Source organism: Mesobacillus selenatarsenatis SF-1 (assembly GCF_000813125.1).
GTDB lineage: Bacteria > Bacillota > Bacilli > Bacillales > Cytobacillaceae > Mesobacillus > Mesobacillus selenatarsenatis.
Genome location: NZ_BASE01000009.1, coordinates 1 through 17,738 on the forward strand (window position 1 = coordinate 1; position 17,738 = coordinate 17,738).

Annotated in this window: 13 protein-coding genes; 2 read left to right on the forward strand and 11 right to left on the reverse strand. The window is 34.5% G+C overall.

Annotated features, from left to right (window positions below; all coding sequences use genetic code 11):
• Positions 1-80: 80 nt before the first annotated feature.
• Positions 81-938: an MBL fold metallo-hydrolase gene (locus TY49_RS02025; RefSeq protein WP_041964265.1), complete on the reverse strand. Its 858-nt coding sequence runs from the start codon at positions 936-938 to the stop codon at positions 81-83.
• A 443-nt stretch (positions 939-1,381) separates the two neighbouring features.
• Here TY49_RS02025 and TY49_RS02030 point away from each other — a divergent pair, with 443 nt between their 5' ends.
• The gene (locus TY49_RS02030; RefSeq protein ID WP_041964237.1) at positions 1,382-1,588 is read left to right on the forward strand and encodes a hypothetical protein; all 207 of its coding nucleotides are present in this window, start codon (positions 1,382-1,384) and stop codon (positions 1,586-1,588) included.
• Positions 1,589-1,606: 18 nt separating this feature from the next.
• On the opposite strand, the gene TY49_RS02035 is transcribed toward TY49_RS02030, so the two are convergent.
• The 6 genes from TY49_RS02035 to TY49_RS02060 all read right to left on the reverse strand — a co-directional run bounded on the left by TY49_RS02035 (position 1,607) and on the right by TY49_RS02060 (position 13,178).
• Positions 1,607-4,336, reverse strand: coding sequence for a TrlF family AAA-like ATPase (locus tag TY49_RS02035; RefSeq protein ID WP_041964238.1), 2,730 nt, complete (start codon positions 4,334-4,336; stop codon positions 1,607-1,609).
• A 259-nt stretch (positions 4,337-4,595) separates the two neighbouring features.
• The gene (locus tag TY49_RS02040) at positions 4,596-6,497 is read right to left on the reverse strand and encodes a TnsD family Tn7-like transposition protein (RefSeq protein ID WP_041964239.1); all 1,902 of its coding nucleotides are present in this window, start codon (positions 6,495-6,497) and stop codon (positions 4,596-4,598) included.
• Between the two features lie 13 nt (positions 6,498-6,510).
• Positions 6,511-8,205 carry an ATP-binding protein gene (locus tag TY49_RS02045; protein WP_052442052.1) on the reverse strand — a complete coding sequence of 565 codons (1,695 nt, stop codon included), beginning with the start codon at positions 8,203-8,205 and terminating at the stop codon, positions 6,511-6,513.
• Positions 8,195-10,426 carry a TnsB C-terminal domain-containing protein gene (locus TY49_RS02050; protein WP_052442053.1) on the reverse strand — a complete coding sequence of 744 codons (2,232 nt, stop codon included), beginning with the start codon at positions 10,424-10,426 and terminating at the stop codon, positions 8,195-8,197. The genes TY49_RS02045 and TY49_RS02050 overlap by 11 nt, the downstream gene beginning before the upstream one ends.
• Positions 10,427-10,446: 20 nt before the next feature.
• Positions 10,447-11,265 carry a heteromeric transposase endonuclease subunit TnsA gene (locus TY49_RS02055; protein ID WP_041964240.1) on the reverse strand — a complete coding sequence of 273 codons (819 nt, stop codon included), beginning with the start codon at positions 11,263-11,265 and terminating at the stop codon, positions 10,447-10,449.
• A gap of 68 nt (positions 11,266-11,333) precedes the next feature.
• Positions 11,334-13,178, reverse strand: a complete 1,845-nt coding sequence (locus TY49_RS02060; protein WP_041964241.1) for a TnsD family Tn7-like transposition protein — start codon at positions 13,176-13,178, stop codon at positions 11,334-11,336.
• A gap of 481 nt (positions 13,179-13,659) precedes the next feature.
• Here TY49_RS02060 and TY49_RS02065 point away from each other — a divergent pair, with 481 nt between their 5' ends.
• Complete coding sequence (locus TY49_RS02065) at positions 13,660-13,896, forward strand: DUF2188 domain-containing protein (RefSeq protein ID WP_041964242.1); 237 nt, start codon at positions 13,660-13,662, stop codon at positions 13,894-13,896.
• Positions 13,897-14,092: 196 nt separating this feature from the next.
• On the opposite strand, the gene TY49_RS02070 is transcribed toward TY49_RS02065, so the two are convergent.
• The 4 genes from TY49_RS02070 to TY49_RS02085 are packed head-to-tail and all read right to left on the reverse strand — an operon-like array spanning position 14,093 to position 17,734.
• On the reverse strand, positions 14,093-15,325 hold the full coding sequence (locus TY49_RS02070; protein WP_041964243.1) for an MFS transporter: 1,233 nt from the start codon (positions 15,323-15,325) through the stop codon (positions 14,093-14,095).
• Between the two features lie 59 nt (positions 15,326-15,384).
• Entirely contained in the window at positions 15,385-16,755 is a 1,371-nt protein-coding gene (locus TY49_RS02075; protein ID WP_041964244.1) for an NAD(P)/FAD-dependent oxidoreductase, read from the reverse strand.
• A gap of 12 nt (positions 16,756-16,767) precedes the next feature.
• Positions 16,768-17,265 carry an arsinothricin resistance N-acetyltransferase ArsN1 family A gene (locus TY49_RS02080; RefSeq protein WP_041964245.1) on the reverse strand — a complete coding sequence of 166 codons (498 nt, stop codon included), beginning with the start codon at positions 17,263-17,265 and terminating at the stop codon, positions 16,768-16,770.
• 16 nt (positions 17,266-17,281) lie between these two features.
• On the reverse strand, positions 17,282-17,734 hold the full coding sequence (locus tag TY49_RS02085; RefSeq protein ID WP_041964246.1) for a MarR family winged helix-turn-helix transcriptional regulator: 453 nt from the start codon (positions 17,732-17,734) through the stop codon (positions 17,282-17,284).
• Between the last annotated feature and the right edge of the window lie 4 nt (positions 17,735-17,738).

The following is a 17,738-nucleotide window of genomic DNA, read 5'->3' on the forward strand; positions in this document are numbered from 1 at the left end:
CTTGCCTTTTACACATAAGCCCGCTGGAACAACCAGCAGGCTTTTAGTCTTTACTAGTACTCTGGATTCTTTTACGGTTTTTAGTGCCTTCCCCTATCCACGTACTTCCCATAGTCCGGTACCGCAATACTGTCAAATTCCCGTACCAACTTTTCCAGGCTGTTTGACAGTAATTCACCAGACATCGGCAGTCCATGTCCTGTTACCGCCGCGGCCGGTTTCAATGCTTCTAGCTTAATGACTGATTCCTTAGCGGAATTCCAATCTGGTGTCAGATACCTTGGGGGACCACTTATTTCCTGTTCCTGTGTTAAAACTTTATACAGTGACTCTTGTTTAACAGTCACAAATGCGTCTCCCGCGATCAGTAACCGATCTCTTTCTCTAAAAAAAGATACATGGCCTGGCGTATGCCCTGGTGTGTGAATCCACTTGAATTCTGGCATATGCGGGATACTTCCATCAGAAGGTAGTTTTTCTACATTACCCCCCAGGTCAATCGGTTCATTTGGGAAAAGAGGTGACAACTTTGCTACCAAGCCACCTTCAACGGTTGAGTCTGGTTCAGGATAACTCTTTTTCCCTGTCAGATAAGGAATCTCCATTTCATGTGCATAAACAGGAACTTCCCAATGCTTCACTAATTCTATAATCGCTCCAACATGGTCGAAATGGCCATGCGTTAAAATAATTGCTTTTGGACGGCTGTTCGCTCCAAAACGCTCTTCTGTAACGAAAATGATCTCTTCCGCTGATTCTGGCATTCCCGCATCGACCAGAACAAAATCCTTTGTCTCCGGACTTCCAATCAAATGAATATTGACGATCTGGACAGTATAATTAAATAGGTCTGGCAAAACCTCCATACCCACACCGCTGCCTATAGAAGTAGCAGGAATATATTTATAATCACTGCCATAGTTCATTTCCTTATCTATTTCCATCCCAATACCTCCGTAAAAACTCATTCCATACAGAGTTATTGTCTCTCTCTATAGATAATTTATGATTGGACAGGTTGGAAAAGCCTAAATCCAGGCGATATCAAAAAAAAGGATCGAGAAACGTACCAAGTACGCTCCCGACCCTTTGTTTGCGTAAAATAAAGTTGGTAATTTATTTTCTTGGTTAATAAAGCTTGTAGGACTAGATAAAAAATATAAAAAATAATTAAAGTCGGTAATCCATTATTCATCATACCTTTTCAACATAGAAATAAATTCGGTAATTCATTTCTAAACTTTTCATCTTTAAGATCAAGGTGCTTTTTATTAGATATACACATATACTGTTTATCGATACAGAAAATGAGGGTAGGTATTAAATATATCCTTATGAGAAAGAACAGCTATTCCTTATGAATTCTAAAAGGGGGAGTATTATGTATATCAGAACTTCCATTACAGAACTGAATTTATTAAAGGAACAAAACTTGGTGATACCTATTTCTCGTTGGGAAACCCGAGAAAAAGCAGAAGCATATTACTCCAGAATAGATGGAAATTATACAGCTTATGAGGAAGATGTAACAAAACTTAAATCAGCTTATTCAACGCCTTTTAGGGTTTATATGATAAAAAAATGCTGACAGAGTAGTCAGCATTCCTTAGTCTTCTAAAGCCCTTGAGATTCTAAAATATCTTTTATCGAGTGCTTCTTTTCCACCTTCCATTACATCACAAACTGCTTCTCGAACATTGTTGTTTTGTAATGCTCCATTCAATTGCTTTTGGATTTGTCCACCAGCAAAATTCATTTGAACAATATTTTCAGCTGCCCCATTAACTGGGATATTTGGATTATGGGTAATTACAATTACTTGTTGTTTAGTTTTAAATGTCCTTAAACCTGTAACTACTAAATCCGATATTCTTTTTGTATCTAGATCCTCTTCTGGCTGGTCAATAATGACTGGAGAATCATCCAATAATAACATTAGAGACAGCATAGCAGCTGTTCGTTGACCGGCAGAGCCTGTTTCAATGTCCTCTTCTTTCTTATTGGAATTGACCAATTTCAATGTTATTTTATCTTCTGGATACCAAATAATCATTCTGTCTATGTCTTCAGGGGTAGAAGATTTAAGACCAAGTAAATGATTGATAAATAGTTTTCCAAAGCCTTTAGTATCAGTTTCATTCACAGTTTGAATCTTCTTAATAATCTCTTTTCTTTTTTCCCAAGGAGTAGAAGATTCCATCAATTCGAATATTACTCCTTTTTGTGGTTTATTGTCATCGTCACGTTCAAGAATATCTTTGGCATATTCACGACCAGATTTCCGAATAATCCCTCTAAATGTTTCTTCAGCATTTTCAACATTACCCATTACTTTTAAGTACATTTTAATATTTGGATTTGTGCCTACCCACTGTTGAATTACTTCTAATCTTTTATTTCTTAGTTCTTTTTCATGTGAATCAATATCTTTAAAAATTCTTATTGATTCCTCTTTTTGAAGTTTAAACTGTTCTTCAAATGACGATATTTCTGACATTTTTTTCTCAAGTTCAGTTTTTCTTGCTACAAACTCACTGTATGCATTAGGATTTTTTTCTCCAGTTGCCTCTAATCTTTTAACGAACTCGTGATATTTATCCTCAGATATCAACCGAACTTGATGCCATGGAATCTCTTCAATTGATTTTCTATTATTTGCTTTGAATTGCTCAACATTAATCAATACCTCATTCATATTATCTATTAGAACTTGGAAATGATTTGCTTGTTCATTTAATATTTTTAACGAATCCTGGTCCAATCCTGTAAATTCTTCTGTAGAAAAAAGGTGTTTAGGAGCTTCTGCATACATGTTTTTCAAACGTTCATAATAATTATCAATGGATTGAAGGTCCTGATTTAATTTCTGATTAATGATTTGCGATTTTTGATACTCATCCAGGAGTTCTTTATGTCCAGAATCCTCATATATCTTCATTTTCGCCTTCAAATCATCAAGTTCTGTTTGTATATTACCTTTAGCATTTATCTTTGTGGATAAATCTCTAAGTATTGCTCGGGTCTGCAACCAATTTGTAGATAACTTTTCTCTTTCTTCTTCCCATTCTAATTTGTCAAATTGTTGGTCTATAATACCTAATATGTAATTGGGATCTTCAGTTAATGAATATAAATGTTTTTGACTAAAAATTCTTAAAGGAAATCTAGAGTCAATATTACTGCTTTCTTCTTTACTCTCCCATAAACCCATTTCATTTTGATGCTCTTCAATTATCTTATTACCTTGCCAGGTTAGAGCAATGTGTCGACCATCTTTTTGCATTTCCACTCTAATTTTTGTTTCGTTCGTTAACATACCCGCTTTACCACGTTCTTTAGGAACCTTACGAAACTCTTGAAACTCTTCACTTAACTTTGGAGGAAGTCCCCGCGTCTTATCAAAGGGTAGCCTCATATATTCAATAAGACTCGATTTCCCAGACCCTCTTCCTCCAATTATTGCATTCAGCCAAGGGCTAAAGTTTACTTTTAGAGGATTTCTTCCTCTTCCTGCTTTGGCTCCATTAGAAATCTCAATCGATTCGATGAAAAATCGATTATATGCCTCGTTTGGATTCGTAGAAGTTAAATCATGTCTAATAATACCGTCTTCACCATCATGTAAGGCCAATCTTAAAGCTTCCAAATTAGGGTATTCCATTTTAACCCATGTATAACTTGCTCCCACAAATTCAGGATGATGACTATCTGACCCTGCAATCTCTGTAAAGTTCAACTTCATGTCATTATAGATTTGAGGCTTTACATATTCAAGATTGCATACTTGCATAGCTAACAAACCATTTGCGGTTAAACATTTTTTTAAGGAATTACCTTCCTCCTCTTCAAATAAACCACGTACCATATCAACATGGGCAGGTATAGCTAGTCCTTTCATTTGATGAATAATATTAACCACTTCATTAAAAGATTTAGTGGTACAATCATCTGAATCCCCGTAAGTTCCATTATATTCACATTTACTTAATAAATTACTGATTTGTCTAGATGATTCTGTAGGATCAAATATTGCTAGCAAATGAATATTTCCATGTACGGTTATTTCTACTCCAGGGAAAATAGTTAATTCTCTAAATCCATCTATATTTTCTTCCCTCATTAAATTTACTTCTGCTTTTAATGTGTCAATCCACTCACCTGAATTGTGATCCGTCACCGCAACACAATCAATTTTTTTTGACATGTAGTCTAATAACCATTCACGTGGAGTACGCCTTTTAAGTGTATCTTGATTTGGTCCTTTTCCATAATCAATTGAGATTGGTGTATGGGTATGAAAGTCAAATTTCCACCACTTTGCTCCGTGATAAATCACTAAATTCCCACCCTTACTAAATTTTGAGTTTGTTGTTAAGTATAATGGTTCGACAATTTAGGACAAATTACCTTCTTAAAAAACATAAAGTATTTTTACATTTTAAGAGAATGAAACTACAGCTGAAACTAGAACTTATCCAAAGTTACTATTCTAATTAAAAAAGCCGTTATAAAAAAGGAAAAATGACACAGATAATTATCCATGCCATTTTCAAATTCTCATTATACGCTACTTGCTATATATCTGCATCTTCATTTTATTCAGTACAAGAATTTATATAATTTACAATTTCTTGCTTAACTTTATCTGAGCAACCCTTGAAAGTTGGAAAACGAAATATCCTCTCTGGATCTGTATTATATCCAGTTGTTTTCATATATTTTAATGTATGTGGAATTATTCTTATTTGATAAGCTTCTTTACATTCAACGTAATTATTGATTATCTTCATGCTTTCCGACAATTTAACAGGATGGTGTATAATTCTTTTTTTATCGGAAGGATGTAACCTTCCTAAAATTAAATATTTGGTTATCCTTCTTGTAGGATTACTTTCATATAGTTCTTTTGCTTGTCTCTCAACCTCACCAGCCAAAGTTAAGTCTATATCTTTCCAATCTTTCTCAGTGAAATTGAATTTTATTTTGGGTAACACTTCATTCATCCACTCTGGGTCCATTTGCAACATAGCTCTATACTTTTTAGGGCCAACAATCTCACTTATCCTAGTTCTTGTTATGGTATTATTCTTACACAACTCTTTAATTGTTGATTTTAGCTTTTTATATTCTTCATCACTTAATTTCCTTAATGATGAAGGGATTTTTCTACTTGCATTTTCTCCAATCTGATCGTGCTCTTTAATTGTTCCTACAGTAACTTTTTGGAGATGGCTTTCTACTGTGCTTTTAGCAACATTAAGTTCTCGAGCAATAGCAATTTTACTAAAACCATTGCTATATAATTCTATCAATCTTCTTTTCCACACACTCCCGAAATCTTTAATATATAATCTACTCTTACTAGCAGGAGTATCTTCATCATATTTTAGTTCATATTGAAATCCGCAATGTAGACAGTGAAAATTACCAAAAAGGTTTTTATTAGTTGTTATATACTTATTGCACTTTTTCACTACTTTTTCTTCAAAATATTCACAAACTTTATTTAAACAAGGCCAGGGGCCATTACCGAACGGAATGTTACTATGTAGATTGGGTAGGGGATCATTAAAAAATTTTTCTATGGATCCAGCTAAAAAGTTTATGGCAAGAATGTGAAGAATGGGGTCATATGAATACTTGTCTTTTGTAAAAAGTCTTAAGGCTAGCCTATTTTTAAGTTGCTTTACGTTGTATCCTAATTCTATTAAATAATCTTCTGAATAGAACTTTAGAAAATCTTTATAAAAGGCTTTATTATTTAATTTACCTGAGTACTCCATATAACCCTTTCGTACTAAATAGACCTTATAATAATCGTAAAGTGGAAACACTTTTAATGTTGAGTAATTCTCAAAAAGAAATTGAATGTCTTCTAGGACTTTTATTTTAATATTGGCGTATTCAACACCTTCACACTCTTCATAGTCCACCAAATGCCCATTCTTACATTTTGAAACAGAAAGACGCGGATTCTTGTTATTTTCCTCATATAAATTGACATTACATTTAGGACATTTTTCTATAAGTTTTGTTTTATGAAATAAACAAATATTTAAATTGTTAAATTGATGAATTCTATGGACATAAGGCTCTTTACCTTGCTTTATGTCCTCCGTGATACATCTTGAGCAAAACTTAAATTCTTTTCCTATATTATGTCGTAAACTTAAAATTGCCAGATCTTTATTCGCATCCACTTGATAAAAGTCACTTATCATTTGTTCCGAAAGACCTGATGGTATAAATAGAGAAAAGAGTGGAAAAAAGGTGTTTTTTTCGATAATACTATCAATAAATTCTCCTTCATCATATGGAAGCTTTCCCGCAAGAAACCCTAAATTATAGGGAAAGTAATTGGGACTACCGGTATGAACATTAAATAATTTATTCATACACTCAACTAAGGGGGTACTTGTCTTATGGCAGTATCTTATTACTAAGTTTCGGTAGTCCTCATCAGGATAAGGTTCCGGAAAATAAGCAAGCTCACTCAATCCATTTCTCCTTTCATACAAATTCACAGAAGCTTGCAATGAAGCCACGCTCTTTTAAGGAATCTACTCCAGCGATATTCTTCTCTAGCCCTTTACAATATGCCGAAACTAAATCCGATTTCTTATTCAACTCGTTTACATTAACTTTCTTTTTTGTAGAATGCTTACTTTGCAGATCTCTACTTTTATTTCCTTTTTGTCCCGTTTCTAGTAATTTAGCGACTTTTATCAAATGAACTCGTTTCTTTTGAGAATCCTCAATATCATTATTTCTAGAAATCTCTTTAGCCAATTCTATATTCTGGTTAGGCTCAAGTCCCATGTCCAACCCTGTTTGAATCAATTCATAGTAGATTTTTTCTATTGTTTTTTTATCATTCGCTATTTTGTGTTCACGAGCTACCTCTCCAAACAGTTGGACTTGTTCGTCAGAGCTTAAAATATAATCATTAAGAGATAACCACTCAGCTTTTAGATCTTTATACTTTTTCATTTTTTCTCTATTACCTGTTTTTATAGCATGTATATAAGGCCTAATTAATTTTAAATTTTCTTCCGCAGCTTTAGTTATTAACTGTTCAGAGATTTCATCCTCCTTAGACGCAATGGCTTTCCATTGTGTATGCATAAAAAGTTTTATAACAATATCAATAATGCCTTGTGACTCCTCATATAATTTATCCTTAAGTGCATCGTTAACCGGCGTGAATTTCTTCAGCCATTGATAATCCCATATTGAACTTATTATTAAATCCCATTCTTTTTTGCTAATAATACGATCAAGAACCATATCTCCCATTCCACAAGCTCTTCTAGCCTGAGCAAATTTGTTTTCGAATAAATAAAGAGCTTCAAAGGTTCCCACCATTACTACAGGTAACCCAATAATATTAACAAGTCTGGTAAAAAAATTTAATGCTTTCTTTTCTCCTCCACTTTTAGCTAAACTCAAATTTTGTATTTCATCAATAACTAAAACACCTAATCCATGTAATGAAGCTATATGAGCCATATCAGGCATTAATGTGTCTACAGTAGATTTATAAGTAACTATTGTTTTCGCATAGTCAGTGCCCAATATTTTATCTAGAGATTGAAAAAAATCGATACAGAGACTTTTTAAGGATCCATCTGTAGGGCAATCTAATTTTAGCCAAACCACTTGTTTCAAATATCCAAAACCTTCAATATGTCTATGCTTTATCACTTGGGGATAAAGAAGTAACGTCTTTTCAATAGATGTTGATTTTCCGATACCACTTGGGCCAATTATCGCAAAACCTGACGCAGATGATTTTAACTTACAGCCTTCTTCTAGTCCCTTTCCTTCAGATGAAAATATTTCTTTAAAACCTTTATTAAATTGAACTTTGTAGTTAATATCCCTTGGATTCCTACTTTTATATCCATCTCTAATCATGACTGAGAATCGATTAAATATATCTAAATGAAAAGGTAAGGGTTGTATTAGAGTATTTAATTGATATATCGCATGCATACGTATATTATCTGGCCAAGTTCTCTGTACCTCGTCGAACTGTGGATATTGAGCAAAAGCATCGATTATCTCTTGGGCCTCCATTATATCTGGGAGAGTCTCAATTAAGGGATTTCTCTTATAATCAGGAATCAATTGTTCTCTGTATTCAGCATCACACTGAATACCCATTAATATCGGACGGTCTATAGAAGTTACATCATTGGGCATTCTTAATGTTCCTCCTGCTCAAATGAGAATTAAATAAATCAAACAAATCTTCATTTTCCACTAATTCATTAGAACTAATAGCAGATGAGATATCTCCTTCAATATTGTTATTGGCATTTTTAGCTGGGCTTTCATTCGCATCAATCATATTTCCTTTTTCTTTTCCCCCAAGCACCCAACTAGATTCTACCCTCTCCCTCTCTCTTTCATCTTTCTTATTTTCTTTTACTCCCTGTAGCAACTCTCTATCAGAATATGCATCTCCTCTTATTGCCTCTGTTTTTTCAATTCCCTCTTTTACTGTCTTATCTATTTCTACATTTAATGCAGCTTTGATATTATTAATTTCTGGTTTTGCGATAAAGTTATTAGTTGCAACAGTTAATTGGGTTAATTCTATTTCTTCATCATATAAATCTTTATACGCACTGTATTGTGGTAATACCTTGCATGGAATATATTCAAATGCATCTTCCTTTAATATGTAAATATACTCCTGGTTTCGGGGATCATATGAAATTGGAACTTTCCATCTCTTTTGCCTAGCTTTTACGAACCAACCTGCTTCTTCAACTTCAACACTGGTGTAACCAATTTTATTTTTATTAAAGAAAATTCCATTATCATGTGTCACTGTTGCAGTTCCTCTTGGCATTAAAGCAAGTCTAATTTGGTCTTTAGTTTTAATATGGACACCAACAAATCGATTTTGCATTCCCCAATTCCATAAGTTTAGAGGAGTTGGAACCAAGTTTTGCTCTAACATGTCTCTATCCAATGGATAATTATCAACTATTGAATTGTTATATTCTAATACAATCAAAATCATTATTTTAGTGAACTCTTTAATTGTCAGTACTGCATTTAACCTTGAATCCTTTTCTCCTCGTTCTTTAACTGATTTTGAAACCACTCCTGGAATTATTGGTTTGCTTTTATTATTCATAATTCTAAAATGCTGTTCTATAAATGGTTTAAAGTCACCTCTGTATGGAGGGGTATTGTCTGGCCTAACCCCTAGCATGTCCTTTAATCTATCAGCATTGTAGCCCTCAAATTCACCTCTATCAGCCGTAAAGCTTTTAGGCAGATGCATACATGGCCACTCATCCGAAGTAATAGTAATATCAAACTTCTTGCAAAACTCTACTTTATCAGTACTTGCATTTTCAAAGGCTAACATTCCCCCCACCCAGCTAGCATTTTCAGTTCCAATATACAATCCAGCAATCATCCTACTGAATACATCTTTCACATAATAAATAATCGGTCTGCCTATTGGTTTCCGATTGATAGAATGCACCAGCTGAAAATCTCCAGTAGTTGCATCGATTTCATATACAGCTCCAGGACCGGATGCACGTAAACCCGCACTTCCCACTGCTGCTCTTCTGGTTAAATTGAATTTTCGTTCTCCCTCTCTTTTAGTAAGAATATCTTTAAGATCTCTCTCTTTATAAAAGTAATATTTAAATTGGTCCAATGTCGGTAATTCTTCCTCAGGAGGGATAACTGGTATCATTTCACCCACTTTTTCCTTATAACCAATATTAAAAAATTGTTCAATCATCTTGTCGTAGGCGTATTTTAAAGGGTTTTTTCTTTTATCACTGTAATGAAGCTTTATAGCTATCCGGAAAATTTTTTTCATTTCTTCATCAATATTGATTCCAATTTCTATTTTCAAGACTTGTTCAATTTTACGTTTTCTGCCTCTTTTCTTCCCGGTTTTAGACTCTCTTTCTACTCCAGGAGCACCGCATTTTGAGAACAAAGGTAATAATCCATTTATCGTTTTCCCACTTTTCCAGTACCTTCTTAAATCATTATTAATAGTTTTTGAGTGATATCCCTTAGTTCGGATTAATTCACCAATCATTTCTCCTCTTTCTCTTTGGTTATAGATATTCGGTTCCAAATCCACTATATCTTTTATCCTCTTCCAAGCTTCATCTCTTATCCTTTTGTCCTTCTCAGTAGGTTCCTTGACACATTTGGTCATTAGATATGGATCATATGTTAGAATTCTTGCATTTAAGTTATTTAAAGCTTCTACTATATACTCACATGTTGTCCAAATCGGTTTAGGATTTTTATCTAAAATGTCGATCATTATACACTCATTCGTATTTTTAGCAATCCATAAAACTCTCTCGATAGACACACATTTTCCATTATTATCTTTAAACTCAATCAAGGTGTTTTCAAATAATTGATTCATACACTCACCTCATTAAATAGCTAAACCAGTGCCTTATTCACCTCAAATTGAACTGGCTTAGACGGATTTATCTTTGTAAACATATCTGTTTTCCATTGTTTTGTAGCAAGCATATGTTGGACTAAGAACAATCCAGAGCCAATACTCAAACCAACCTTTTTATCAAATTCATTTGTAATTTTTGCGACAGATTTATTCGTGGATAAAAGATCAAAAAACAAAGATTCTGCAAGTGAATCTATCATAGACAAGTCTAAATCATTTGGAGCAAATTCAAGGTATATCGCATTATGAATCCATTCAATATTATGTACTAACCCTTTAGGAAGATCTTGATCTGTAACTATCTTCCAATCTACACCTTCTTCATCATAAAATTTCTTCTCAATAGCAAACTTTTCAACAGTTCTTTTAGTCAACTTATTAGAAGGCTTAACCGTCCTTGCACAAAAAGATTCATCTTTCCCCTTATTTAATTTCAAGAAGAAGTCGGTTGTGATTGGTGTTAATTCCTTAGTTTCAGGATCCCTTGGGTGTGGAATACCTAAGTCTTCCGCAATTTCTATCGTTCGCTCCATTGGTAATAACGGATATTGTTCTCTAATATCTACTACTGAATTTGCCCAATCTAAAACATAGAAATAATTCAACTCCAATCTAGACAATAAATGATGTATTCTCCCAACAGTCCAACTCTTTTCTCTTGACACTACTCCATTTGATGGAACATCCTGGATTGTTAGCCATGGTTTATAGTCTTTTCCTTCACCTTGGCCCCTTCCTTCTTTAATCCATTTCTTATATTTTTGTTTAGTCATTCCTCTATTTCGTTTTGCCATTTTACCTCCGCTTATTTTACAGATTTTTTTGAATATTCATGACATACCCTCTTTTATGTAATGCAAACTCAGCTAAATAATATTTTTAAGTACTTCTTAATAAACTCGGATTCCTTATTAATTCCTACCTCTCTTTTGAAAAGCCACATAGACAACTCAATATTCTGTTTCCAATTATCAAACACCCAATTGATTCTTCTGATTTGAAACTCTTCTGTTGACTCTATAAAGCTGCTTATTACTTCTCGAGTTTTTGGCAACTTATTTAATGAATACTCAATAATATTAGGTTTTTCCACCCGTCTGCTGATTTCCGCTCTCGTTACTCTAATCGGCTTCCCGTCATATTTAAATATATTGTTAATTGCACTTCTAACTGGCCCTAATATTTCGTTATCTGTCTTTAACCAATCAATCCTTTGCTTGGTTATTCTCTTTGAATTTTTTGGAAGGATTGAGTATAACCACTCTCTATTGTTTCGATAATGCCAAATATAATCTCTTGGATTCTCTCGACGTATTACCGAACGGGAAGGAGTTTCGTGATTATTTATATTTCGTAATAATCTTTTTGTTCTCTTTTCTAACTCTATTTGAGTTTTTACCGTTTCAGCAGCAGATGATTCTGCACCATTAGTAGTTGAGTATCTAATCAAAGTCTTAGGGTCAACCCCCATTCTTCTAGACTTTTCTCTTAGAGATAAATCCGGATTGATATAAACCTTTTTACACTCTGCTATCCAAATTTCTCCGAAGCTATAGACCCTGTCCTTCCTAAATTTATCTGCCCAGGTTTTATCCGGTCCTTTCCTTAAGTAAGTAAACCCACAGCTACAACTAAAAATACCTATATGAAGGTTAGAATGAGTACAGTAATGTATACTGCAATCTTTTATTGTTGGCTTATGGAAATGATCGGCGGCTTGATTAAGACAGAACCAGGGTCCTTTACCAAAAGGTTGCAATTCCTTTTTAATATTTAATAAAAGGTTTATGTCAGCATCCAAAAATAATAGAAATAAGATATGCCTTATTGGATGGCATGTTACCCTAGGCTTTCGTAGTAATTTATGTAACCAAGTATCTGTTTCTTTTTGTATAGAACTTTCAAGTAAAAATAAAAGTTCATTATCATAAAAGTTATTAAAGTCGATGATTAAATCCTTAAAACGAATATTACCTTTTCGTGTAATATATCCCTTTTTCGACAGGACAGCCTTATAAAAACTTCTCATCGTTTCTAGCCCTAGAGATGAAACATCTCGTCTCAGAAGTTCGCACGCTAAATTTGAAATTTTTAACATTAAATCATTTTGAACTATGTAATTCCTGCTAGGTTTTATATACTTGCATTCATTGATTGCTTCTTCCAGAGTGATTAAGTTGTGCTTTCTACCTTTACCTGAATAATTAACGGTTGTTTCTAGTAGCAACTTTTGATGTTTATCACAATGAAATATTCCAGGCAATTGATGCTCTCTATGCCAGTATATTTCTCCGTAATTCAAACTATCTTCAGAAATACAGTCCTCACAATAACGAAGATTTCTGGGGGCTGAAATTCCGTAAGACATTATACCGATTGTTCCAGGAATATTATGAGTACATTGATGATCAAGCATTAATTCACGAACTTTTTCCACTCTTTCCAAAGGTAAGAACGGCTTATAAAATGGGAACAAAGTATGTTTTTGTAACAGAGTTTCATAATTAATAACATCCCTTGGAATTTGTTGTAATAACATGTTTATATTACTGGGAAAATCCACCGAAGCCGTAAGATGATTATTACCAAAGAGTGCTTCCATTGATGTCTTTTGAGCTTTTATGTTTGTGTGCTTCTTATATCTCGCACAAGCACTATAAAGCACTTCATCTGGATATAAACTCGGAAAGTAGCTTATCACGTTCATTATCACCCTTCTTAAAAATGTCTTTTTTAAAATATCCGATATCGGATATTTTATACAACATTCTTTGACGTATATCCAATAGGGTATTAAATATAGTGATTTTTTATTGCTATTTCACTTTTTATGATAGATATCCTCCTCAGAACATTAACGCTACTAAAAAAAGCCTATCAAGATTAATTGACAGGCTTTCGATCATCACTATTTCTCTTTTTCCCATTTAGAAGGTTTAATGTTATGCCCGTAATGGAATAGCGATATTTTCCATCCACTGATGTAATTTCCCGAATGACATTATTCCATTCCTAAATGGAATTATGTCATCATATTGTTTTCAAAGAATATCTGTACCAAAGTGTACATATTTTTCATGTTGATCTCAATCAAATGAAGATCTAATTTCTCGTTCCATTACTAACATTTTTCAATTAGAAGGATAAACTTCTCTCATTGGAGAATTTTGAATTAGGGAGGTGATATTATGACCAAGAAAAAAGAGCCACCTGTTCATACAGTCCCAAGTAAAAATGGCGGATGGGACAATAAACAAGGCGGCAAAGTAATTAGTCATCACAGAACAAAAGACCGGGCTGTAGAAACTGGGCGACAAGAGGCTAAAAGAGATAGTACTGAACATCGTATCCATAACTTAGACGGGAGAATAAGCCAATCAAATAGTTACGGAAATGATCCTAATCCACCTAAGGATAAAAGGTAATTTTTTTATTTGAAGACGGCACCCAAGGTGACGTTCTTTTTTGTTTGCCTAATATTTAGTACACCGTAGCATTTTTCTAATGGTATGGGGTCTCATCTCCCTTGAGCAATTCGGATGTCAGTTTTTATAACTACTCTACAGTAAATAAAATAAAAAATTCATCTTTAAATCGGCAGCAACTCCTATCTTTTGCTTGTTATACGCTATTTAATAAATCTTGTTTTGAGTTTTCTTTCCCTTGTAAAAGCCAAACTAAAGCTAAAGATAAACAAATAGACCCAGCTAACCAAAATAAATTTGTTAGTCCTAATTCCTTTTCCAGTAAATACCCAATAACTGGTCCAAGTGCAGCACCTAAGTCTACAATAATAGTAAAAGTTGTTATAATAAAGACCTTGTTCGGAACTCTTGTTGAATAATCTGTAACTATAGCATCCATTATTGTTGTTAAAATTGAAGCCACTAAAAGGTGAACAAGTAAAATTGGCATCCAAACGAGTAGCGGAATATTTTTCGGAATAATGAAATACAGCAAGACGGCACATACCAGGAAAAAGGATAAAAATCGATTTTTTTGATTAGTTTTATCGAGCTCGGTTCCAATTTTCATTACAATGATTGGTGCGAGTCCCCACCTTATTGCCTGAATTAAGCCCGCCAGTGTTGCTGCACCTACAATTATTCCGAGTAGATTTATTCTATCAGTGTATTTAATCTCAATGATATGACTTAATGTTGCGGTTAACATTCCGTCTAGTAACATAACCAATAGTAATGCTGTTCCTAGAATCATAATAAGTCTTCTATTTAGGAATGAATTAAAGTTTGTTAGAAGTGATAGCTTTTTCTCTGATGCCTCAGTGGTTTGAATAGTTCTGGGTATGTATTTAAAAATGATAGGTATACTTAAAAGTGCTGAGGTTCCTATTATGATACTTATTATCTTAATCCCAAACAAATCAGCAAAAAAACCACCTATCAACATTCCAACTAGACTTCCTAGACGATAAAGGCCGTTATAGGTACCAACATAATTTCCACGATTACTGTCAGTCGCGAGTTGTAAAATCAATAGAAAGGCACCTAGTTTAAAAAGTGACCATGCCAATCCCCATATAGAGCGCAGAATAATCCAAACAGTAAAATCCTGAGCAAACCCGTAACTCACAGTAGTAATTCCACTAAGTATTACAGCCAAAAGTATACCCGTTCGAAAGTTTATCCTCTTGTACATATAACCTATTAATGGGTTCAATGGCAGCCTTACAAAGCGGTTAACCGATAGAAGAATGCCAACTTGAACTAATGAAGTTAAACCAGCTTCCTTCCAGTGCGTTGGCAAAACTATATAAAGCATTGCATCCCCAGCTAAACAAATTGCTGTAATTAAAGAAATGGCAATAATCGTGTGTTTATTTTTAGATTCCATTTTCCACCTCTATTTAAAAAGACCAGTCTTAAATTGAAGACTGGTCTTCAGGATCTTTATCAGCAGCAAGAATTCTTTTTAATTTCAAACACCACAGGCTGTGGCCCCCTGCAACATGAAGATTCTACCGGCTTTTCGGAATTGGATTCTGAATCACAGCAACTTGAAGAAAAATCCGTCTTACATACTCCCGTTTCTGGCAACTCTAAATGTACTTCTTTAGCTCCCTTATCATCTCCTTTTAAGTAAGCTACAACAGATCTCACTTGTTCATATCCAGTTGCAAGCAAGAAGGTTGGGGCACGTCCGTAGCTTTTCATTCCTACAATATAAAAATCCTTCTCTGGTTGACTTAACTCCGCTTCCCCATGAGGTCTCACAGTCCCACAACTGTGAATATTAGGATCAATTAATGGTGCAAGAGCTTCTACACTTTCTACAGATGAATCTAGACTTAACCTAATTTCATTCAGGAAACTAGTATCTGGCCTGAATCCTGTGCTTACCACAATCTCATCAATCAACCCAATTGTGGTTTCCTCTCCATTCAACTCACCTGATACGCTTATCTTCCCATCCACATTGTTTACTTCATGAATATAAAATGGAGTAATAACCTCTACTAGTTTCATATCAACCAGCTTTTGTATCCGTGTACCCAGTTCGCCCCGTGCTTGCAACCCATCATTTTCCTGACCACCATAGGCTTCCCTAACATGTTTTTTACGTAGGACCCAGTAAATGTGTGTATTCGGGTATTTTTCTTTTATTTCCGCTAAATCGAGAAGTGCGTTAATAGCCGAGTGGCCGCTGCCGACCACCATTACAGCTTTGTCTCTGTATCGTTCTCCTAACTCTTGAACATTTGGAATTCCATAATAAATTCTTTCACTCAACTTTCTTTCAGAACTGGTCCAGATTCCATTAGAAAGTATCGGATTAGGATTTTCCCAGGTACCCGATGCATCCATTATTGCTTTTGCTTCAAAAACCTTTGTTACCCCATTAATTTCTACATACAATTGAAAAGGTACATTGTCTCTAGATTCTGTTTTAAGTTTGTCACGACCTTTTTTAGCAACACCGACCACTTTTGCATTTAAAAAGATGTGCTCTTTCAATATTGGCAAATTACTAAGCGGTAAAAGATAGTTTTCTACAAGCTCACGCCCCGTTGGTAAATCCGCCTCATCGGGTGAAACCCATCCAGCTTCATTTAGTAATTTCTTGGCTTCCTTATCAACGTTATATTCCCATGGTGAGAACATTCTTACATGTCCCCACTTCAACATACTGGAACCAATTGTGTTTCCTGCTTCAAACAGTACAAACTTTTCGCCCTTATTAACAAGATGAGCAGCTGCTGCAAGCCCCACTGGACCGCCACCTATAATTGCAACAGGAAGAGATTCTTTTCTATTTGAATTCAAAGTATATACCTCCTAATAAAGTAATTTTTCCATCGCCATAACATCGACGAATTTTCCATCTAACATACCTTGGTTCTGAAATACACCGACTTCTCGATATCCTTTTTTCCTATATAGACCTTGCCCTAATTCGTTAAAAGCAAATGTGAAGAGAACAATTTTATGAAAGCCATTTTCTTTGGCCATTGATTCGATAAAAGTAAGCAACTTACCGCCTATCCCTTTGCCCCTATATTCTCTTTTAATGTAAACCGAAAGGTCAGCTACACCTTTGTATGCATCTCGGTTATTGTATTGATTTAAGCTAGCCCAGCCAATTACCTTCCCATCAAGTTCAGCCACAATAACTTTGTATCTGTCAGTATGTTTATTCAGCCAATCTCTCATGTAATCAAGATTTTTTGTTGTTGTTTCCAATGTAGCGATTCGGTCAGATATCCCTTCGTTATAGATGGTTAAGATATCATCTGCATCTTCTTGAGCAGCTACCCGAATAATGGTTTCATTCAACTGTAATTCCCCCTGTTTAACAACTGCCACCGTCTTTATTTGTACCGCAAAATACAGGTGAGCTTGTCATTACTTTCGCAACTAGATGAATAGCTCTTTGCACAGTTTCTCGCTCAAAGTCCGTCATTTGACTAAAAATAGCCTCTAGATATTCATTAACCTGCCGATCAATTTCTTCTGCGACTTGGTCTCCCTTTTTAGTTAAAACCAGAATACTGGACCTTTTATCTTCCTTTGACGGCATCTTTTTAACCAATTCCATATTTACAAGTGTTTGAATTTGCCTGCTGAAGGTCGTAATATCAGTACCCAGTAAATCTGCTACCTTCTGTATAGAGGGATTGTCATTGACACTGATCTCATAAAGGATGTGGCTTTGAGCAGCATTTACATCCACTCCATCGACAGAACAACATGTTTTATTTAATAAACCAAAACTTCGTGTTATTTCTTGAAAGGATTTTCTCATCATT

Bases quoted from the DNA above. Each gene is read 5' to 3' on its own strand.
- TY49_RS02045 (WP_052442052.1), bottom strand. From the start codon at position 8,205: ATGCCCAATGATGTAACTTCTATAGACCGTCCGATATTAATGGGTATT.
- TY49_RS02060 (WP_041964241.1), bottom strand. From the start codon at position 13,178: ATGAACGTGATAAGCTACTTTCCGAGTTTATATCCAGATGAAGTGCTT.
- TY49_RS02065 (WP_041964242.1), top strand. From the start codon at position 13,660: ATGACCAAGAAAAAAGAGCCACCTGTTCATACAGTCCCAAGTAAAAAT.
- TY49_RS02070 (WP_041964243.1), bottom strand. From the start codon at position 15,325: ATGGAATCTAAAAATAAACACACGATTATTGCCATTTCTTTAATTACA.
- TY49_RS02050 (WP_052442053.1), bottom strand. From the start codon at position 10,426: ATGAATCAATTATTTGAAAACACCTTGATTGAGTTTAAAGATAATAAT.
- TY49_RS02030 (WP_041964237.1), top strand. From the start codon at position 1,382: ATGTATATCAGAACTTCCATTACAGAACTGAATTTATTAAAGGAACAA.
- TY49_RS02055 (WP_041964240.1), bottom strand. From the start codon at position 11,265: ATGGCAAAACGAAATAGAGGAATGACTAAACAAAAATATAAGAAATGG.
- TY49_RS02085 (WP_041964246.1), bottom strand. From the start codon at position 17,734: ATGAGAAAATCCTTTCAAGAAATAACACGAAGTTTTGGTTTATTAAAT.